Source organism: Streptacidiphilus sp. ASG 303 (genome assembly GCF_020991365.1).
Taxonomy (GTDB): Bacteria; Actinomycetota; Actinomycetes; order Streptomycetales; family Streptomycetaceae; genus Peterkaempfera.
In genome coordinates, this window is record NZ_JAJLRA010000006.1 from 245,691 (window position 1) to 264,703 (window position 19,013).

Below are 19,013 nucleotides of genomic sequence, written 5' to 3' on the forward strand. Positions count from 1 at the left end.
GGTCTTCTCGGAGGGGGTCTTCTTCGCAGCCGTCTTCTTCGCCACCGGTGTCTTCTCCGCAGCCGTCGCCGTCGCCGTCTTCCGCGTCCCGGCGGCGCCCACCGGGGCGCCCGCCGTCTCCGCGGCCTTCAGGGCCGGAACCGTCCCCCCGGACGGAGGCGCCTGCTGCGCCGGCACCGCGGGGGTCTGGTCGGCCTGCGGAACCCGTCCGGTGGTGCGGCCGGAGGTCTCCGGCGGGGTCGTGGGGACGGACGGTGTCCGCTTCTCGTCGTGCATGGCGAAGCTCCTGCCCGCGATCGGCGGCAGCTCCCACCGCGGGGCCCACCGCGTCCGGAACGGGGCGGCGGGGCCGGGAGGAGTACCGGGAGGACTGGTTTCGGGACGAAGGACCGGATGCGGTTGCGGTCCCGGAGAGCCTTCCCCCGCCTCTCCGTCCGGCAACCTGTCGGCGGCCGGGCCCCCGGCCGCGCGCCCCCGGCGGGGGCCGGACGCACTCCGGCGCACGCTCCGGTCGGGAGCGCCCCGACAGCCGTCCCGGAGGGTGGTCCGGACGGGCAGCCGTACCCGACTCGAGAACGAGCGCGCACGGAGCGAGGACACGCAGACATCAGCCACCGGTGATCATGTCGACGCGGAAGCGGATCCGGGCGGGAGCGAGGGGGAGGAACAGGGGAAACGGGAAACAGGGACATCCGGGCACGGAGCCCCGACGGAACCGGCGTCCGGCCGGACCTCCGCGGGGAGCCTTCGCCCCGCACGCATCCTCGCACCGGCGTCCGCCGCCACGCAGCAGTTTGGTCCTGTCTGCGGCGTGTCTCGGCCGCAGCCGGACGCTCCGGGCGGACCCCCGCGCGCCCGGCGCGCGGACGGAGCAGACCGCGCGCCCCCTGCGCCGCCGCGTGCGGCCCCGCGCCCGCAGTGATCTCCGACGCTGGGCCGAACGGCCCCCGGACGACGAGTTGACGCTGCCCGCGCGCCACCCCCGCGGCTAGGCTTCCGAGGGTGAAGGCAATCCGCAGATTCACAGTCCGCACCGTCCTGCCCGAGCAACTCCAGCCGCTGCACGACCTCGCTCTCAACCTGCGGTGGTCCTGGCACCCGGAGACCCGGGAACTCTTCCGCTCCGTGGACCCTGAGGTCTGGGAGGCCACCGGCGAGGACCCGGTCCGCCTCCTCGGCGAGGTCCCCGCGGCCAGGCTGGCGGCCCTCGCCGCCGACCGGCGCTTCCTGCGCCGCCTCCACGACACCGCCGACGAGCTCCACGACTACCTCACCGGCCCCCGCTGGTACCAGGGCGCCCCGCCCGGCACCGACGGCGAGCCGCTCCCCGCCGCCGTCGCCTACTTCTCCCCCGAGTACGGGATCGCCGCCGCCCTGCCGCAGTACTCCGGCGGCCTCGGCATCCTCGCCGGCGACCACCTCAAGGCCGCCAGCGACCTCGGCGTGCCCATCGTCGGCGTCGGCCTGTTCTACCGGCACGGGTACTTCCGCCAGTCCCTCTCCCGGGACGGCTGGCAGCAGGAGCGCTACCCGCTGCTCGACCCCAACGAACTCGCCGTCAGCCTCCTCCGCGAGCCCGACGGCAGCCCCTGCCGCGTCGTCCTCACCCTGCCCGGCGGCCGTCGGCTGCACGCCCACATCTGGAAGGCCCAGGTGGGACGCGTGCCGCTGCTGCTCCTCGACTCCGACATCGAGGAGAACTCCGCCGCCGAGCGCGACGTCACCGACCGCCTCTACGGCGGCGGCAGCGAGCACCGGCTGCTCCAGGAGATGCTGCTCGGCATCGGCGGCGTCCGCGCCGTCCGCACCTTCTGCCGCCTCACCGGCCACCCCGAGCCCGAGGTCTTCCACACCAACGAGGGCCACGCCGGCTTCCTCGGCGTGGAGCGCATCAGCGAACTCGCCCACGGCACCGGCCTCGACTTCGACGCCGCCCTGGAGGCGGTCCGCGCCGGCACCGTCTTCACCACCCACACGCCCGTCCCGGCGGGCATCGACCGGTTCGACCGCGACCTGGTCGCCCGCCACTTCGGCGGCGACGCGGCCCTGCCCGGCGTCCCCGCCGACCGGGTCCTCGCGCTCGGCGCCGAGTCCTGGGAGGGGGGCGACCCCCGCCTGTTCAACATGGCCGCGATGGGCCTGCGCCTGGCCCAGCGCGCCAACGGCGTCTCCACCCTCCACGGCGAGGTCAGCCGCCGGATGTTCAACGGCCTGTGGCCGGGCTTCGACGCCCCGGAGGTGCCCATCACCTCCATCACCAACGGCGTCCACGCCCCCACCTGGATCGACCCCGCCGTGGTCCGGCTGGGCGCCCGCGAGATCGGCGCCGCCCACGCCGAGAACGCCATGATCACCGGCGAGGCCAAGCGCTGGCACGGCGTCGAGGCCATCGCCGACGCCGACATCTGGGAGCTGCGCCGCGCCCTGCGCGCCCAGCTCGTCGACGAGGCCCGCCGCCGGCTGCGCACCTCCTGGCGGCAGCGCGGCGCCGGCGACGCCGAACTCGGCTGGACCGAGTCCGCGCTCGACCCCGACGTCCTCACCATCGGCTTCGCCCGCCGGGTGCCCTCCTACAAGCGGCTCACCCTGATGCTGCGCGACCCCGAGCGGCTGCGCCGCCTGCTGCTCCACCCCGAGCGGCCGGTGCAGATCGTCATCGCCGGCAAGGCCCACCCGGCCGACGACGGCGGCAAGCGGCTCATCCAGGAGATGGTCCGCTTCTCCGACGACCCCGCGGTGCGCCACCGCATCGTCTTCCTGCCCGACTACGACATGGCCATGGCGCAGCACCTCTACCCCGGCTGCGACGTCTGGCTCAACAACCCCCTCCGCCCGCTGGAGGCCTGCGGCACCTCCGGGATGAAGGCCGCCCTCAACGGCTGCCTCAACCTCTCGGTGCTCGACGGCTGGTGGGACGAGTGGTTCGACGGGTCCAACGGCTGGGCGATCCCCACCGCCGAGGGCACCGGCGTGGGCGGCAACGTCCACGGCGCCGGCATGACCGGCGGCCAGGGCATCGACGCCGACCGCCGGGACGACCTGGAGGCCTCGGCGCTGTACGACCTGATCGAGCACCAGGTCGCCGCCCGCTTCTACGACCGCGGGCCCGGCGGGCTGCCGCACCGCTGGATCGAGATGGTCCGCCACACCCTGGTCCACCTCGGCCCCAAGGTGCTCGCCGGGCGCATGGTCCGCGAGTACGTCGACCGGCTCTACGCCCCCGCCGCGGCCGCCCAGCGGCGCCTCGCCGGGACGGTCCCCGACGGGGAGGCGTACTCCGGCGCCCGCGAGCTCGCCGGCTGGAAGTCCCGCGTGCGGGAGGCCTGGTCGGCGGTCCGGGTGGAGCACGTGGAGGCCGGGGGACCCGCCGACGCCCCCGAACTCGGCTCCACCCTCGCGCTGCGGGTCCAGGTCGCGCTCGGCGCGCTGGAGCCGTCGGACGTGGACGTCCAGGTGGTCGCCGGCCGGGTCGACGACAGCGACCGCATCACCGACGCGGCCGTCGTCTCGCTCAAGCCCTCCGGCAGGCCCGGCCTCGACGGCCGCTGGCTCTACGAGGGACCGCTGGAACTCGCCCGCACCGGCCCCTTCGGGTACACCGTTCGGGTGCTTCCCTCGCACCCCCTGCTGGCCTCCACCGCCGAGCTCGGGCTCGTCGCCGTCCCGCCGGAGTCGGCGGGCATGGACGCCGGCCTGCTGCGCTGACGCACCCCCTCCCGAGCGCCCCCCGTCCCCACTCGGGCGGGGGGCGCCCGTGCGCCTGTGGTTAGGATGGCACGCGTTTTTCCCGGCCCGTCCACGGCGCCGGGCCTGCCGCCGACCACACCGAGGGGGAACGGGTGTCGGGATCGTTCAGCGTGGACGTCCAGCAGTTGGACGCGCTGGCCAGGGAGTTGAAGGAGAGCGTCGCGGCGATGACCGCCGCCCGGCACTCCATGGAGACCACCGGTCCGAGGACCACCGGCAGCAAGAACCTGGACCACGCCTGCGACGACTTCCAGGACACATGGGGCTACGGGCTCCAGCAGATCCGGGAGACCGCCGAGGCCGTCACCCAGGGCCTGGAGGCCACCGCCAAGGCCTACCGTGCGACGGAGGACGCCCTGAGCGGCATGTTCCGCAGCGCCCTCGACGGCGGCGCGGGGCCGGGGCCGCGGCCGGGGCCGGGCCGGATCGAGCACGGCGGCGGGCAGCACCTGCCGCCGGACCCGCGGTCGCTGGACGGCGGACCGGCGCTGCTCCCCGACCAGGGCCGGGGGCACGGCCAGGACCAGGGGCACGGCCAGGGCGCGGGCCCCGGGGACGTGCAGACCATGCCGTACCGGCTCCGGCCCGGCGACTGGCGGCCCCAGGGGCCGGACACGGTACCGATCGACCACGGCGACGGCTCCGCGGAGTTCGTCCGCCGCGACGACATCCGCACGGTCTGAGGGGGATCCGCAGATGACCGGCTTCACGCTCGACCCCGACTTCCCCGCACTCGGCTTCGACCCCGCACCGGGCAACCCCGGCAACGTCGACGCCCTGGTCATGCAGCTGACCTCGTCGGCCCGGCACCTGGAGGCCGCCCACCAGACCCTCCGCCGGGTCACCGGCGGCGGCACCGACTGGCAGGGCGACGCCGCCCGGGGCTTCAGCGCCCGCGTCGCGCCGCTGCCCGCCCAGCTCGACGCCGCCCGCCGGTCCTTCGAGGAGGCCGCCCGGCAGCTCGACGGCTGGCGCGCCGACCTCGACGGCATGCAGTCCAAGGCCCGCGCCTACGAGCACGAGGCCGAGCAGGCCCACGCGCGGATGAAGCGGGCGGAGGACAACCCCGACCTGGACCTGGCCGGCCACGTCTTCGACAACGACGCCGACCTCGCCGCCGCCCAGTCCCGGCTGGACGCCGCCAACCGCGAGCTGGAGGCCGCCTCCCAGGCGCTCGGCGAGATCCGGGCGCAGGCCATGGACCTCGCCGGCCAGCACAAGGACCTCGCCGACCGCTGCGCCGCCGCGATCCGTCGCGCCGCAGAGGGCGCCCCCGACGGCCCCGGCCTCTTCGACCGCCTCGCCGACGGCATCAAGGACCTCGTCACCCTCCAGCTGCGGATGGCCAGGTCCGTCGCCGACTTCGTCAAGAACCACGCCAACGCCATCGCGGCGGTGGGGGACATGCTTTCCACCGCCAGCACGCTGGTGGGCGTGGTCGGCACCGCGATCGACCTTGTCGGCTGTGCCTTCCCTCCTGTGGAGCCCGTCGGACTCATGCTCAATGCGACGTCAGGTGTGCTCGGCCTGGGCGCTCTGGGCTTCCATGCGGCGGCCAAGGCGGGTGGGGCGGACGTGTCCGGCAGCACTCTCGCCCAGGACACGTTCGGTGCCCTGTCCTTCGGGTTCGGCGACGGCATCGCGGTTGCGGGACGAGTCGGGATGGCGGCACCCCGGGTCGTCCGCGCAGCAGCCCAGGGGGAACTGGTCACAGGCGGAACGGGATTCCTCCTCAACACCATGTCCTTGAAGGACATGGTCGGAGACCCTCACACCCTCGGCTACTTCCAGCCGAAGGGCAAGCGCCAGCATGACGAGTACGCCGTCACCACGGTTCTCGGCTCCCCTCTCGCGGGAGGCCTCCTGGTCGGCTTCCAGAACGCCTGGCACGACGGCAGCAAGAAGGACGCCGCTGCTGCGGATCAGCGGGGGAAGTGATGAACCTCGACCGGATCGCCGCGCTCTTCGACGGCCGCCCCCGCGTGGACTCCTCGCAGTACACGATGGACGGCCCTGAGCTTCTGTGGATGTCCTACCTGTACGGCTACCGCTACGAAGGGCTGTCTCCCCTCAAGAACGGGGCGCTGTTCCACTTCGTCCGCGATGATTCAGCCTCTGCCCGGCGGAGGGCCGCCTGGATGCGCGCTCCGCACCTCGATCCGACGTTTCCCCCGCCGGTCTCCTGGTCCATGGGTGCACCGTGGGGCTGGACGCCGCCTGGCTGGCACCCTGGAGCGAAGGTCGCCCTGCCGACCCGGGAGGAGCGTGCCGACCTCCTCTCGCTCGTCATGGTCGACAGGGGAAACTCCCGCTACTTCTGGGGTGTCCTGGCGATGGTTGCGGGCGGTGGCGCCGTCGCCGCCTGGGGGCGCGGCCCCGGTTTCTGGCTGGTGTGGGCCGTCGTCGTTGCTGCTCTCTTCGTCTGCACCCTCATCGGCACGGTCTTCGTCCCGCGTCGTCATGCGGCCGGTGCTGCCAGGGCCAGAGCCAGGCTGGGCATCGGAGACGCATCCGTCGGGGCAGGCTCCCCACCTGGCCCGCCGCCCGCGACACTGCGCTGAACGCCGCAGAGAAAGGCCGGTGACGGCATGCCCGACTATCAGGTCGTTTTCGACCTTCCGCCGGACTTCCACGACCTGGCGATCGGTGCGGATCCCGACGAGGTCCGCACCGCACTCGTCCACCGCATCGGCGCCGAACGGGTCGAGGACATTCCGGCCTTCGTGCTCAAGGGACTGCTGACCGACTATGAGCAGTCCTCGCGGCTCATGAGGGAACTGGGAATCTTCCATGCCTCCACCGCGCTCGGCAGGGTCGGAGACCATCCCTCGGCCTCCTCTCTCTTCCTGGCCCATACGGAAGCGGACTGCACCGACCCGGAGGTCGCCGTCGAGGGTGTCCTTCGCATCCGGGGGGGCGGACCCGGGTCGGAGAACCGCAAGGTCCAGCGGTACGACCTGCCGTGCGGCCCGGCGGCGATCACCGTCGAGGCCGCACCCGGCATGGTGATCCCTGCGGAGTTGACCGAGTCCGGTGAGGACGAGCCGGTGACCGTGGCCACGCTGCAGGCGTGGATCCCGGTGCCGGCGGCGGCCGACCCGGCCCGGCGGAGCCTGCTGGTCGTCACCTTCACCACGCCCAGCGTGCAGGACTGGGAGGTCTACTGCCCGGTGGTCGTGGACCTGCTGCGCAGCCTGCGGTTCGTCACGGACGGGCACGGCGGCGGGGACGGCGGGGGCACAGGCGGGTACGGCGGCGGCCAGGGCGGGCCGGTCGTTCCGGTCCCGGCGGGTGACGGGGCGTCCCGGATCACCGCCGCGTTCGGCTGACCTGGCGTCAGGCAGCCTGCCGTGCCGGGGCCGGTGACCCGTCCGGTCGCCCCTCCCCGCGCCCTCCGGCCGGTACGCGCCCGTCCTCCGGCCGGTCCGGTCCTCCTGGACCGGACCGGCCGGACCCGGGCGGGTCAGACCAGGCTGTCCCGCCAGGCCTGGTGGAGGTCGGCGAAGCGGCCGGCGGAGCCGATCAGGTCGGCGGGGGTGCCGTCCTCGACGACGCGGCCCTGCTCCATGACCAGCACCCGGTCGGCGATCTCCACGGTGGAGAGCCGGTGGGCGATGATCACCGCCGTGCGGCCCGCCAGCACGGTGCGCATGGCCTCCTGGACGGCCCGCTCGCCGGGCACGTCCAGCGACGAGGTGGCCTCGTCGAGGATGAGGACGGCCGGGTCGGCGAGCAGCGCGCGGGCGAAGGCGACCAGCTGCCGCTGGCCCGCCGAGATCCGTCCGCCGCGCTTGCGCACGTCGGTGTCGAAGCCCTCCGGCAGCGCGGCGACGAAGTCGTACGCTCCGATGGCCCGGGCGGCCTCCTCCACCTCCTCGCGGGTGGCCCCGGGCCGGCCGACGGCGATGTTGTCGGCGACCGTCCCGGAGAAGAGGAAGGACTCCTGGGTCACCATCACCACGCCGCGGCGCAGGTCGGGGGTGGAGAGCCGGCGCAGGTCCACGCCGTCCAGGGTGATCCGGCCGTCCGTGGGGTCGTGGAAGCGGGCCAGCAGCTTGGCGAGCGTGGACTTGCCCGCGCCGGTCGCGCCGACCACGGCGACCGTCTGCCCGGCGGGCAGCACCAGGTCGAAGCGGGGCAGCACCTCCTTGCCGTTCCGGTAGGCGAAGGAGACGCCCTCGAAGGCCACCTCGAGCCCCTTGGCCGACGCCTCCGGCCGCTCCGGCAGCCGCTCGGGCTCGGCGGGCTCGGCGACGGTCGGCTCGTGGGCCAGCAGGCCGGCGATCTTCTCCAGGGCCGCGGACGCCGACTGGTAGCTGTTGAGGAACATGGCCAGGTGGTCGATGGGGTCGAACAGCCGTCGCAGGTACAGCACGAAGGCGGCCAGCACGCCCAGCCGCAGGCTCCCGTCGGCGACCAGGTACGCGCCCCACAGCACCACGGCCGTGATCCACGCGTTGGCGGTGGCGCGGGAGGAGGCGACGAAGCGGGCCATCGCGAGCAGTCCGTCCGCGTTGGCCGTCGCGTACTCGGCGTTGACGACGCCGAACGCCTCGTCGTTGGCCTGCTCCCGGCGGAACGCCTGCACCGGCCGGATGCCGTTCATGGTCTCGGTGAAGCGGACGATCACCGTCGCCACGGCGGTGCGGGAGCGCCGGTACACCGTGCGGGACCGGCGCCGGAAGGACCGGGTGAGCAGGTACACGGGCACGAAGGACGCCAGGGAGGCGAGGCCCAGGCGCCAGTCCATCACCAGCAGCAGCACCGAGATGTAGGTGACCGACAGGGCGACCGAGAGCAGCTCCTGCAGGCCCTCGTTGAGGAGCTCCCGCAGGGCGTCCACGTCGCTGGTGGCGCGGGAGATGATCCGGCCGGAGGTGTAGCGCTCGTGGAAGTCCAGGCTGAGCCGCTGGGCGTGCCGGAAGATGCGGCCGCGCAGGTCCAGCAGGACGTCCTGGTTGATGCGGCCGGAGAGCCGGATGAAGGCCCGCTGGAGCAGGGTGCCCAGCAGGGCGCAGCCCAGGTAGGCGGCGGTGACGGCCACCAGCGGGCCGGAGTCGCTGCGGCGCAGCGCGGGGATGGCCCGGTCGATGGCGACCGACACCAGCAGCGGCCCGGCCTGGAGGGCGGCCTGCTGGACCAGGATCAGCAGCATGGCGACGGCGATCCGCCGCCGGTGGGGGCCCATCAGGCTGCGCAGCAGCGCGCGGGGGGCGCCCGGCGGGACGGGGATGTCCTCGTCCTCCCCGTGCGGGGGCCCGGCGTCGTCGGCGGCGATGCCGTCGGGGGTGTCCTCGGAGGTGCCGTCGGCGTGGGCCGGGGCCGCGGTCCCGGTGCCCGCGGGCTCCGGGCCGGGGCCGTCCCGCAGGGCGTCCGGCTCCGTCTCGGTGGTCGAGGTCATCGGGCCGTGCTCCTTTCCCGGACGGTGTCCGTCCTGCCGGTGCGGTCCGCGGGCTCCGTGCCCACCGTGCTCTCCGTGCCGTCCGCCCCACCGGTGCCGTCCGCGGTGTGCTCCCGGCCGGCCGGTTCGCCGGACATCAGCTCCCGGTAGGCGGGACAGGACCCCAGCAGCTCCTGGTGCGTGCCGACCGCGGCGATCCGGCCGTCGGCCAGCAGCGCCACCCGGTCGGCGAGCAGCACGGTGCTCGGCCGGTGCGCCACCACCAGTGCCGTGGTGTCGGCGAGGACGTGGCGCAGGGCCTCCTCCACCAGGGCCTCGGTGTGCACGTCCAGCGCGGACAGCGGGTCGTCGAGCACCAGGAAGGCGGGTCGGCCGACGACGGCGCGGGCCAGGGCCAGCCGCTGGCGCTGGCCGCCGGAGAGGCTGAGGCCCTGCTCGCCGACCTGGGTGTCCAGCCCGTCGGGCAGCCGGCGGGTGAAGTGGGCCTGGGCGGTGTCCAGTGCCCGGTCCAGCGCCTCCTGCCCGGCGCCGGGGGCGCCCATCAGGACGTTCTCCCGCACCGAGGCGGAGAAGAGCGTGGGCTCCTCGAAGGCGGTGGCGACCCGTTCGCGCACCTGCCGCCGGGACAGGTCGCGGACGTCGGTGCCGTCCAGCGTGATCGATCCGGCGGTGGCGTCGTACAGGCGGGGGATCAGGGCGGTGAGGGTGGTCTTGCCGCTGCCGGTGGCGCCCACCAGGGCCATCGTCTCGCCGGGCCGGACGTGCAGGTCGACGCCGCGCAGCAGGTCGGGGGAGTCCGGCGGTGCGTCGGGGTAGCGGAACCGGACGCCGGTGAAGCGGATGCCGTCCGGCACGGCGCCGCCGGAGGCCCGGTCCGCCTGCGGCCGGTCCGCCCGGGCCCGGCCCGCGGCGGACGCGTCCTGCTCCTCGGCCTCGGGGGTGTCCATGACCTCGAAGAACCGGTCGGCCGCGGTCGCCGCCTCGTTGCTGTACGCCAGCAGCCAGCCCAGGGACTCCACCGGCCAGCGCAGCGCCAGCGCGGTGGAGAGGAAGGCGACCAGGGTCCCCGCGCTGAGGTGGCCGTGGGCGACCAGCACGCACCCCGTGCACAGGGCCGCGCCGAGCGCGACCTCGGGCAGGCCGACGACGACCGCCCACAGGTCGGCCAGCAGCCGCGCCTTGTGCAGCTCGGTGGAGCGCAGCTCGGACGCCTGCTCCCGGAAGCGCCGGGCCATGGTGCGGTGGCGGCCGAAGGCCTTGAGGATGCGGATCCCGAGGACCGACTCCTCGACGACCGTGGCGAGGTCGCCGATCTGGTCCTGGGCCCGGCGGGCGGCCCTGCTGTACCGGGCCTCGAAGTACGAGCAGAGCAGCACCAGCGGGGCGGCGGGCAGCACGAGGATCAGCCCGAGCCGCCAGTCCAGCGAGAACATGATGGCCACGCCGGTCAGGAAGGTCGCCGTGTTGACGATCAGGAAGACCAGCGGGAAGGCCAGGAAGAGCCGCAGCGTGAAGAGGTCCGAGGTGGCGCGCGACAGCAGCTGCCCTGAGGCCCAGCGGTCGTGGAAGGAGACGGGGAGGCGCTGGAGCCGGGCGTGCAGGTCGCCCCGCATGGCCCGCTCGACCCGCGCCAGCGGACGGGCGATCAGCCAGCGCCGGACGCCGAACAGCCCGGCCTCGGCCATGCCCAGCAGCAGGAGCAGGCCGGCGAGCGGCCAGAGCCCTGCGGTGTCGTGGTGGGCGATCGGGCCGTCCACGATCCGCCGCAGGACCAGCGGCACCAGGAGCGCCGCGCTGGAGGCGACCAGGGCGGCCGTGGTGGAGCCCGCCAGGAACCAGCGCACCGGCCGCACGTAGGGCCACAGGCGGAGCAGGGAGCGCACGGCGGAGCGCTTCGGCGCGGGTGCGGGCGCCGGAGCAGGGGACGGGGTGGCGGCTGCGGCCGGGTCTTCGGACATCGTTCGCGAGCGTACGACTCACCACCGACAAGCACACCCGGTTTTCCGGCCGCTCCGCCCGGGAGGGGGCCGCGGCGCGCCCGCGGCCCGGCGTGTCCCGGCACGGGAGGAGGGGTGCCGGACCCGCGGAGGACCGGCATGCGAAAGGCCGGGACGGCTCCGCCATCCCGGTGTGTCCCGTGCTGCGTGCTGCGTGCTGGGGGTGCTGGGCGTGCTGGGCGTGCCGCCTGCTGCGGCCTGCTGCGGCCTGCCGGCCGGGGACGGCTACCCGTCCCGCCGGGCCCCCTGGCCCTGTGTCAGCCGCACCAGCCGGTGCCCGGAGTCGGACACGATGTCGATGCTGCTGATGTCCTCCGGCCGGGCCGAGGTGGAGGCGGGCACGGAGGTGGTGTCGGCGTAGCCCGACCCCCAGGTGCCGCCGGTCTCGGTGCGCCCGTCCCGGGTGTGCACCACCATGGAGCAGCGGATGCCCTGCGGCAGCCCGTCGAGCCGCAGCTCCACCTGGGTGCCCCACGCCTTGCGGACCAGGCCCGCCGTGGCGCCGACCCGGCTGGCGGGGTCGGTCGCGTGCAGGGTGGCGGCCGCCGGCTGCGCGGCCGCGGTGTCGCCGCGCGTCACCCCGAGGTAGACGGCGGCGCCGGTGGCGCAGGCCGCCACCGCGACGGAGGCGGCGGTCAGCAGCCGCCTCGCCCTGTGGTCCCGGCGGTGCGAGACCGGCGCCGGCTCGTGGTGGGGGGCGGCGCGGTGCGACGGCGGTCCGCCGCGTGCCGAGGGGAGGAAGGTCCCGCCGCCGCCCGGCGACGGGGGCGCCGGCTCCGCGGGCGGCCCGGCCGTCCGGGGCACCGCCGCGAGCCGGTGGAACGCCTCCGCGTCCTCGGCGGTCTCCGCCATCTCCTCGAACGGCGTGCGCCGCAGCAGCCCCGGCAGCGGTGCGAGCTGGACCAGCTCGTCCCGGCAGCGCGGGCATCCGTCGAGGTGCCGTTCGAGCGCGGCGCGCTCCCGGCCGTCGAGCGCTCCGAGCATGTAGGCGCCCAGAGAGACGCTCTCCTGGCACGTCATGGTGCTGTCACCCCTCGTTCCTCCAGCACGTTCCGCAGTGCGCGCAGCGCGTAGTAGCAGCGCGACTTGACCGTCCCCGCGGGTATGCCCAGGTGCTGGGCGGCCTCCGCCACCGTACGCCGCAGGTAGTACACCTGGACCAGGACCGCCCGGTGGTCCGGCCGCAGCCCCCGCAGGGCCTCCGCCATCTGCCAGCTCTCCAGCATCCGGTCCAGCTCGTCCTCGCCGCGCCCGGGAGGCTCCTCCTCGCCGAGCGGGCTCTCCGGCGGACGCGCCTGCGTCCGGCGGAAGGCGGACACCACCAGGTTGTGGGCCACCGTGTGCAGCCACGGCCCGGCGCGCTCGGGGTCGAGGGTGGCCCGGTGCTGCCACGCCCGCAGGAACGTCTCCTGCACCAGGTCCTCCGCCCGCTGGTAGTCGCCGTGCAGCAGCCGCAGGACGTGTCCGAGGACAGAGCGTCCGTACCGCGCGTACAGGGCTCGCACCCACTCCGAGTCGCTGTGGGCCGTGATGGTCGTTGTTGCCGTGGCTGTCTGCTGCATGGGTCCAGTACGCCCGTTGCCGCAGAGTGGTTCAAGGCACCCTAGACTCCCTTAAGGATGACCTGAGGCTGAGGTTATGACGAGGGCTCATCCGCGCGCAGGAGCAGCAGCGACCGGCCCTCCAGCACGCGTTCCGCGCCCGCGGCGAGCACCTCGCCGGGGGCCTGCGCCTGCTCCTCCGCGGCGGTGTCCGCCACCGTGCGCCAGCCGCCGGCCCAGGGCCGGCCGGGCAGGGCGAAGGGCACGTCGCGGTGGGATGCGTTCAGCAGCAGCAGGAAGCTGTCGTCCCGCACCGGCCGCCCCGCCGGGTCGCGCTCGGCCATGTCGCTGCCGGACAGGAACATCCCCAGCGTCCCGGTGTGCTCGTACCAGTCCGCCTCGGTCATCTCCCGTCCGGCGGGCGTGAACCAGGCCAGGTCCCGCAGGCCGCCGGGGTGCCCGGGCCGCCCGGAGAAGAACGCCCGCTGCCGCAGCACCGGGTGCTCCCGGCGCAGCCGGACCAGCCGCCCGGCCAGGTCGGCGAGCGCCCGCCAGCCGGGGTCGTCCAGGAGCGACCAGTCGACCCAGCCGGTCTCGTTGTCCTGGCAGTAGGCGTTGTTGTTGCCGCCCTGGGTGCGGCCCATCTCGTCGCCGGCGACCAGCATCGGCACGCCGGCGGAGAGCAGCAGGGTGGCCAGCATGTTGCGCAGCTGGCGGCGGCGCAGCGCGGTCACCCCCGGGTCGGCGGTCTCCCCCTCGTGGCCGCAGTTCCACGACCGGTTGTCGTCGGTGCCGTCGCGGTTGTCCTCGCCGTTGGCCTCGTTGTGCTTGCGGTCGTAGGAGACCAGGTCGCGCAGGGTGAAGCCGTCGTGCGCGGTGACGAAGTTGACGGAGGCGTAGGGGCGGCGGCCGCCGCGCTGGTACAGGTCGGAGGAGCCGGAGAGCCGGTAGCCGAGCTGCCGCACGTCGGGGTGGGCGCCGCGCCAGAAGTCCCGCACGGTGTCCCGGTAGCGGTCGTTCCACTCGGCCCACAGCGGCGGGAAGCCGCCCACCTGGTAGCCGCCGGGGGCGACGTCCCACGGCTCGGCGATCAGCTTCACCCGGCTGAGCACCGGGTCCTGGGACACGGCGGCGAGGAACGGGGAGTCCATGTCCACGCCGTCGCTGCCGCGGGTCAGCGCCGCCGCCAGGTCGAAGCGGAAGCCGTCCACGCCCATCTCGGCGACCCAGTAGCGCAGCGAGTCGGTGATCAGCCGCACCACGTGCGGCCGGCGGGTGTCCAGGGTGTTGCCGCAGCCGGTGTAGTCGGCGTAGCCGCGCCGGTGCAGCGGCGGCAGCCGGTAGTAGGCGGCGTTGTCGATGCCGCGGAAGGACAGCGTGGGGCCGCCGGCCCCGCCCTCCGCGGTGTGGTTGTAGACCACGTCCAGGATCACCTCGATCCCGGCCGCGTGCAGCGCCCGCACCATCCGCTTGAACTCGCCGACCTGCTGCCCCCGGGTGCCCGAGGAGGAGTAGCCGCCGTGCGGGGCGAAGAAGGCGAGGGTGTTGTACCCCCAGTAGTTGCGCAGGCCGCGGCGCTGCAGATGGTCCTCGTCGGCGAACTGGTGCACCGGCAGCAGCTCCACCGCGGTCACCCCGAGCCGCACCAGGTGCTCCACGGCGGCGGGGTGCCCCAGCCCGGCGTAGGTGCCCCGCAGGTGCTCGGGCACGCCGGGGTGGCGCATGGTGAAGCCGCGCACGTGCACCTCGTAGAGGACCGTCTCCGCCCACGGCGTCTTCGGCCGCCGGTCGTCCTGCCAGTCGTCGTCGTCCTGCACCACCACGGCCTTGGGCACGTACGGGGCCGAGTCCCGGTTGTCGCGGACCGTGTCGGCCACGTCGGCCTCCGGCCAGTCGCGGACCGAGCCGCACTGGGCGTCGTGGGTGCGCGCGACGCCGTCGACGGCCCGGGCGTACGGGTCCAGCAGCAGCTTGGCCGGGTTCCAGCGGGCGCCGGTCCACGGGTCCCAGCGGCCGTGCACCCGGAAGCCGTACCGCTGCCCCGGGGCGACCCCCGGCAGGAAGCCGTGCCAGGTCTGGAAGGTCTGCTCGGCGAGCGGGTGGCGGGTCTCGGCGCCGTCGTCGTCGAAGAGGCACAGCTCCACGGCCTCGGCGCCCGCCGCCCACAGGGCGAAGTTGGTGCCCGGGGTGCCGTCGGCCGCCGTCCGGTACCGGGCGCCCAGCGGCTGCCAGCTGCCCGGCCACGCGGGCTCCGGCCCCGGGTCGGGCTCCGGCGGCGCCACGACCGGCCCGGTCGGGACGAGCCGCAGCTCGGTCCCCGGGCGTGGGTCGGAGCGGGCACGGCCCTCGTCCGGTCCGCCGCCGACCTGCTGCCATGCCGCCATGGCGCACCCTCCCACCGCGGGGCGTCCCGTGCCCCGTCACTCCTTGTTTCCCCAGATCGGGGGCGCCTGTCACGCACGGAATCCGTCAGCGACCCTCCGTGACCGCTCCACCGCTTTGGGTGATGCGGCCGTGTCCTTGCGGGCGCCGGATCGTTGGGACGGTTGGCCGGGCGCCGGGCCCGGCCCGGTCGGCACCTGCGGGATCGGCCGTCCGAGTGAGTCCAGGGAGGCGCCGGGATGCACCCGGGAAGCACCGCGCGGGGCGGGCGCACCGCCCTCGCCGCGGTCGGCGGGGTCCTGCTCGTGCTGGCCGCACTGGCGGGATGCCGACCCGCCGACCCCGTGCGCCCCTCCTCGGACGGCGCCGTCGCCGCCACCCCCGCGCCCCCGCGGGTCTCCCGCGCCGCCGTCACGGTCGTGCCGACCGACGGCGCCTCCGACGTCGCGCCGACCGGGTCCGTCCGCGTCACCGCCGAGCGGGGGCGGCTGACCTCGGTCCGGCTGGCGGACGACGGCGGGCACACCGTCCCCGGCCACCTGGAGCCGGGCGGCGCCGCCTGGCTGCCCGACGCGCCGCTGGCGCTCTCCACCCGCTACACGGTGGACGCGACCGCCCGGGACGCCGAGGGCCTGGAGGCCGCCCGGCACGCCGCCTTCACCACCCTCGTGCCGAAGCACACCGCCGTCGCGTTCTTCACGCCCGAGGCCGGCTCGACGGTCGGCGTCGGCATGCCCGTCTCGCTGCGGTTCACCCGGCCGATCGCCGACCGGGCCGCGGTGGAGCGGGCGGTGCGGGTCACCGCGGACCCGCCCGTCCCGGTGCGGCTGCACTGGTTCGACGGCACCCGCCTGGACTTCCGGCCCAAGTACTTCTGGAAGCCCGGCACCCGGGTGCTGCTGTCGCTGCGCCTGCGCGACCAGCGGGTCGCGCCGGGCGTGTACGGGGTGCAGCGCAAGGACGTGCGGTTCACCGTCGGCCGCTCGCAGGTCTCCACCGTCGACGTCAGGGCCCGCACCATGACGGTGCGCCGCGACGGCGGCGTGCTGCGCACCCTGCCGATCTCGGCGGGCAGCCCGCAGCACCCCACCTACAACGGGTACCTGGTGGTGTCCGAGAAGTTCGCGGTGACCCGGATGAACTCCCGGACCGTGGGCCTGGGCAGCGAGTACGACATCCCCGACGTGCCGCACGCCATGCGGCTGACCGGCTCCGGCACCTTCGTGCACGGCAACTACTGGGCCCCCCGCTCGGTCTTCGGTGCCGAGAACACCAGCCACGGCTGTGTGGGCCTCGCCGACACCAAGGGCGGCGGCGCCGACACCCCGGCCGGCTGGTTCTTCGCCCACTCGCTGATCGGCGACGTCGTCCGCGTGGAGGGCTCCGACGACCGCACGGTCGACCCGGCCAACGGGCTCAACGGCTGGAACCTCGCCTGGTCGCAGTGGAGCCCCCAGCCCCGCTGACCGCGCCCCCCTGCCGGGCCCCGCCCGCCCCGCGGCCGCCCGCGCCCTCGCTCCGGGGCCGCCGCTGCCTGCCGTTATCCTCGGATGTCCAGCCGCGTGCAGGATCACGGCCCGGTGCAACCGGCCCGCCCCCCTGTGCGTGTAGTGAGGTGAAACCGGGAGGGGAGCACACACGTGAAGCCGGAACAGGCGGCAGCCGCCGCGATACGCCCGAGCGCCGTACGAGGCAGGAACCGGGGCGCCGCGCGGGGTGCGCTCGCCCTGCTCCTCGGCCTCCTGCTGGCCCTCGTCACCGCCTGCAGCTCCGGCGGGTCGAAGTCCTCGGACGCGTCCGGGGGCAAGGGCGGCGCCGACAAGGGCGCCAGCCAGGCCGACAAGGCCGCCGCGCAGAAGACCTCCGACGCCGTGATCTCCATCACGCCCAAGGACGGCGCCTCCAACGTCCCGACCCGCGACGCCCTCAAGGTCACCGTCGCCAAGGGGAAGCTCACCTCGGTCAAGGTCACCTCGGAGTCCGGCGCGGCCGTCGCCGGCGCCCTCGCCGCCGACGGCAGCAGCTGGACGCCGGCCGACTCCCTGAACACCGGCGTCAAGTACCGGGTCGAGGCGCACGCCAAGGACGCCAAGAACCTGGAGGCGGTGGAGAACGCCACCTTCACCACGCTGACGCCCGCCAACACCTTCATCGGCTACTTCAACACCGAGCAGGGGCAGACCTACGGCGTCGGCATGATCGTCTCGCTGCGGTTCAACAAGCCGATCGCCAACCGCAAGGACGTCCTCGGCCACATCAAGGTGACCGCGAACCCCGCGGTCGACGTGGTCGGCCACTGGGTCGACGGCCAGCGGCTGGACTTCCGCCCCAAGGACTACTGGGCGCCCGGCACCCAGGTCACCCTGGGCCTGCGGCTCAACGGCGTCCAGGGCTCCCCGGGCGTCTACGGCGTGCAGTCCAAGGACGTGAAGTTCTCCATCGGCCGCTCGCAGGTCAGCCTGGTGGACGCCGAGAAGCACACCATGACGGTCCGCAAGAACGGCGCCGTGCTCCGGACCATCCCGATCTCCGCCGGGTCGCCGCAGAACACCACCTACAACGGCAGGATGGTGATCTCCGAGAAGTACACCGAGACCCGCATGAACGGCGACTCGGTCGGCTTCAAGGGCGAGTACGACATCAAGGACGTGCCGCACGCCATGCGGCTGACCACCTCCGGCACCTTCGTGCACGGCAACTACTGGGGCAGGCCGGACATCTTCGGCGCCGAGAACACCAGCCACGGCTGCGTGGGCCTGCGCGACGCCAAGGGGGCGAAGGACCCGGGGACCCCGGGCGCCTGGTTCTTCTCCCACTCGCTGATCGGCGACGTGGTCGAGGTGGTCCACTCGCACGACAGGACCGTCGACCCGTTCAACGGCATCAACGGCTGGAACATGGACTGGTCGCAGTGGACGGCCGGCAGCTGACCGGCCCGTAGCCGCCAGGCCGCCCGCCGAGGCCCGGCCCGGAGCACCGCGTGTGCCCGGGGCCGGGCCTCGGCCGTGTCCGGGCCGCCGTGCCCGGCCCTCCGTCCCGGCCCCCGGGCGGCCACGCGCTAGGGTCGGCCCGGGCGGTACCCCGCCCGCACCGGACCCGTTCCGCACCACCCACCCCGGAGGCCGCAATGACGCGTTCCGTCCACCTCGACGTCGAGGACGGCGTCGGCACCGTCCGCCTGGACCGCCCGCCGATGAACGCCCTCGACGCCGCCATGCAGGACCAGCTCCGCGAGGCCGCCGAGGAGGCGTCGCGCCGGTCCGACGTGCGCGCGGTCGTGCTCTGGGGCGGGGAGAAGGTCTTCGCGGCCGGCGCCGACATCAAGGAGATGCAGGCCATGTCGTACGCCGACATGGCCGAGCGCGGTGGCCCGCTCCAGGAGGCCTTCACGGCCGTGGCCCGCATCCCCAAGCCGGTGGTCGCCGCGGTCACCGGCTACGCGCTGGGCGGCGGCTGCGAACTCGCCCTGTGCGCCGACGTCCGCGTCGCGGCGGACAACGCCCGCCTCGGCCAGCCCGAGATCCTGCTCGGCCTGATCCCCGGTGCGGGCGGTACCCAGCGGCTGGCCCGGCTCGTCGGCCCCTCCCGGGCCAAGGACCTGATCTTCACCGGCCGGCACGTCAAGGCCGACGAGGCGCTCCGCATCGGCCTCGTCGACCGGGTGGTCCCCGCCGAGGAGGTGTACGCGACCGCGCACGCGTGGGCCGCGAAGCTCGCCGCCGGCCCGGCGCTCGCGCTGCGCGCCGCCAAGGAGGCCGTCGACCGCGGCCTGGAGACCGACCTGGACTCGGGGCTCGCGATCGAGCGGAGCCTCTTCGCGGGGCTCTTCGCCACCGAGGACCGCGAGATCGGGATGCGCAGCTTCGTCGAGGAGGGCCCGGGCAAGGCGAAGTTCCGCTGACGCGCCCGCGCCCCGTCCGCGCCGTGGCCGGGCGCCCGTGGGCG

Annotated in this window: 13 protein-coding genes; 8 read left to right on the forward strand and 5 right to left on the reverse strand. The window is 74.7% G+C overall.

Going from position 1 to position 19,013, the window contains the following annotated elements:
- Positions 1 to 1,002: 1,002 nt before the first annotated feature.
- The 5 genes from glgP (at position 1,003) to LO771_RS11515 (ending at position 7,076) form a co-directional block, all read left to right on the forward strand.
- Positions 1,003 to 3,705 (forward strand): alpha-glucan family phosphorylase, encoded by a 2,703-nt coding sequence (gene glgP, locus LO771_RS11495; protein ID WP_230650806.1) that lies wholly within the window; start codon positions 1,003 to 1,005, stop codon positions 3,703 to 3,705.
- A 134-nt stretch (positions 3,706 to 3,839) separates the two neighbouring features.
- On the forward strand, positions 3,840 to 4,430 hold the full coding sequence (locus LO771_RS11500) for a type VII secretion target (RefSeq protein ID WP_230650809.1): 591 nt from the start codon (positions 3,840 to 3,842) through the stop codon (positions 4,428 to 4,430).
- A 13-nt stretch (positions 4,431 to 4,443) separates the two neighbouring features.
- Positions 4,444 to 5,685, forward strand: coding sequence for a putative T7SS-secreted protein (locus LO771_RS11505; protein WP_230650811.1), 1,242 nt, complete (start codon positions 4,444 to 4,446; stop codon positions 5,683 to 5,685).
- Entirely contained in the window at positions 5,682 to 6,308 is a 627-nt protein-coding gene (locus tag LO771_RS11510; RefSeq protein WP_230650813.1) for a hypothetical protein, read from the forward strand. The genes LO771_RS11505 and LO771_RS11510 overlap by 4 nt, the downstream gene beginning before the upstream one ends.
- A 27-nt stretch (positions 6,309 to 6,335) precedes the next feature.
- The gene (locus LO771_RS11515) at positions 6,336 to 7,076 is read left to right on the forward strand and encodes a hypothetical protein (protein ID WP_230650816.1); all 741 of its coding nucleotides are present in this window, start codon (positions 6,336 to 6,338) and stop codon (positions 7,074 to 7,076) included.
- 134 nt (positions 7,077 to 7,210) lie between these two features.
- On the opposite strand, the gene LO771_RS11520 is transcribed toward LO771_RS11515, so the two are convergent.
- From LO771_RS11520 to glgX, 5 genes are all read right to left on the reverse strand, one after another.
- Entirely contained in the window at positions 7,211 to 9,148 is a 1,938-nt protein-coding gene (locus tag LO771_RS11520; RefSeq protein WP_230650819.1) for an ABC transporter ATP-binding protein, read from the reverse strand.
- Positions 9,145 to 11,106 carry an ABC transporter ATP-binding protein gene (locus LO771_RS11525; protein ID WP_230650822.1) on the reverse strand — a complete coding sequence of 654 codons (1,962 nt, stop codon included), beginning with the start codon at positions 11,104 to 11,106 and terminating at the stop codon, positions 9,145 to 9,147. The genes LO771_RS11520 and LO771_RS11525 overlap by 4 nt, the downstream gene beginning before the upstream one ends.
- A gap of 264 nt (positions 11,107 to 11,370) precedes the next feature.
- A complete protein-coding gene (locus tag LO771_RS11530; RefSeq protein ID WP_230650825.1) occupies positions 11,371 to 12,165 on the reverse strand; it encodes an anti-sigma factor in 795 nt (264 codons plus the stop codon).
- Positions 12,162 to 12,707, reverse strand: coding sequence for a sigma-70 family RNA polymerase sigma factor (locus LO771_RS11535; protein ID WP_230650828.1), 546 nt, complete (start codon positions 12,705 to 12,707; stop codon positions 12,162 to 12,164). The genes LO771_RS11530 and LO771_RS11535 overlap by 4 nt, the downstream gene beginning before the upstream one ends.
- A gap of 74 nt (positions 12,708 to 12,781) precedes the next feature.
- A complete protein-coding gene (gene glgX, locus LO771_RS11540) occupies positions 12,782 to 15,070 on the reverse strand; it encodes a glycogen debranching protein GlgX (RefSeq protein WP_230650830.1) in 2,289 nt (762 codons plus the stop codon).
- Between the two features lie 237 nt (positions 15,071 to 15,307).
- On the opposite strand from glgX, the gene LO771_RS11545 reads away from it, so the two are divergent.
- The 3 genes from LO771_RS11545 to LO771_RS11555 all read left to right on the forward strand — a co-directional run bounded on the left by LO771_RS11545 (position 15,308) and on the right by LO771_RS11555 (position 18,969).
- Positions 15,308 to 16,534 (forward strand): Ig-like domain-containing protein, encoded by a 1,227-nt coding sequence (locus tag LO771_RS11545; RefSeq protein WP_230650831.1) that lies wholly within the window; start codon positions 15,308 to 15,310, stop codon positions 16,532 to 16,534.
- A gap of 174 nt (positions 16,535 to 16,708) precedes the next feature.
- Positions 16,709 to 17,998 (forward strand): Ig-like domain-containing protein, encoded by a 1,290-nt coding sequence (locus tag LO771_RS11550; RefSeq protein WP_230650832.1) that lies wholly within the window; start codon positions 16,709 to 16,711, stop codon positions 17,996 to 17,998.
- Positions 17,999 to 18,195: 197 nt separating this feature from the next.
- Positions 18,196 to 18,969: an enoyl-CoA hydratase/isomerase family protein gene (locus LO771_RS11555; protein ID WP_230650835.1), complete on the forward strand. Its 774-nt coding sequence runs from the start codon at positions 18,196 to 18,198 to the stop codon at positions 18,967 to 18,969.
- Positions 18,970 to 19,013 lie beyond the last annotated feature (44 nt).

Coding starts and splice junctions, on each gene's coding strand:
- LO771_RS11555 (WP_230650835.1), top strand. CDS start 18,196: ATGACGCGTTCCGTCCACCTCGACGTCGAGGACGGCGTCGGCACCGTC.
- LO771_RS11545 (WP_230650831.1), top strand. CDS start 15,308: ATGCACCCGGGAAGCACCGCGCGGGGCGGGCGCACCGCCCTCGCCGCG.
- LO771_RS11520 (WP_230650819.1), bottom strand. CDS start 9,148: ATGACCTCGACCACCGAGACGGAGCCGGACGCCCTGCGGGACGGCCCC.
- LO771_RS11525 (WP_230650822.1), bottom strand. CDS start 11,106: ATGTCCGAAGACCCGGCCGCAGCCGCCACCCCGTCCCCTGCTCCGGCG.
- LO771_RS11535 (WP_230650828.1), bottom strand. CDS start 12,707: ATGCAGCAGACAGCCACGGCAACAACGACCATCACGGCCCACAGCGAC.
- LO771_RS11505 (WP_230650811.1), top strand. CDS start 4,444: ATGACCGGCTTCACGCTCGACCCCGACTTCCCCGCACTCGGCTTCGAC.
- LO771_RS11515 (WP_230650816.1), top strand. CDS start 6,336: ATGCCCGACTATCAGGTCGTTTTCGACCTTCCGCCGGACTTCCACGAC.
- LO771_RS11530 (WP_230650825.1), bottom strand. CDS start 12,165: ATGACGTGCCAGGAGAGCGTCTCTCTGGGCGCCTACATGCTCGGAGCG.
- glgX (WP_230650830.1), bottom strand. CDS start 15,070: ATGGCGGCATGGCAGCAGGTCGGCGGCGGACCGGACGAGGGCCGTGCC.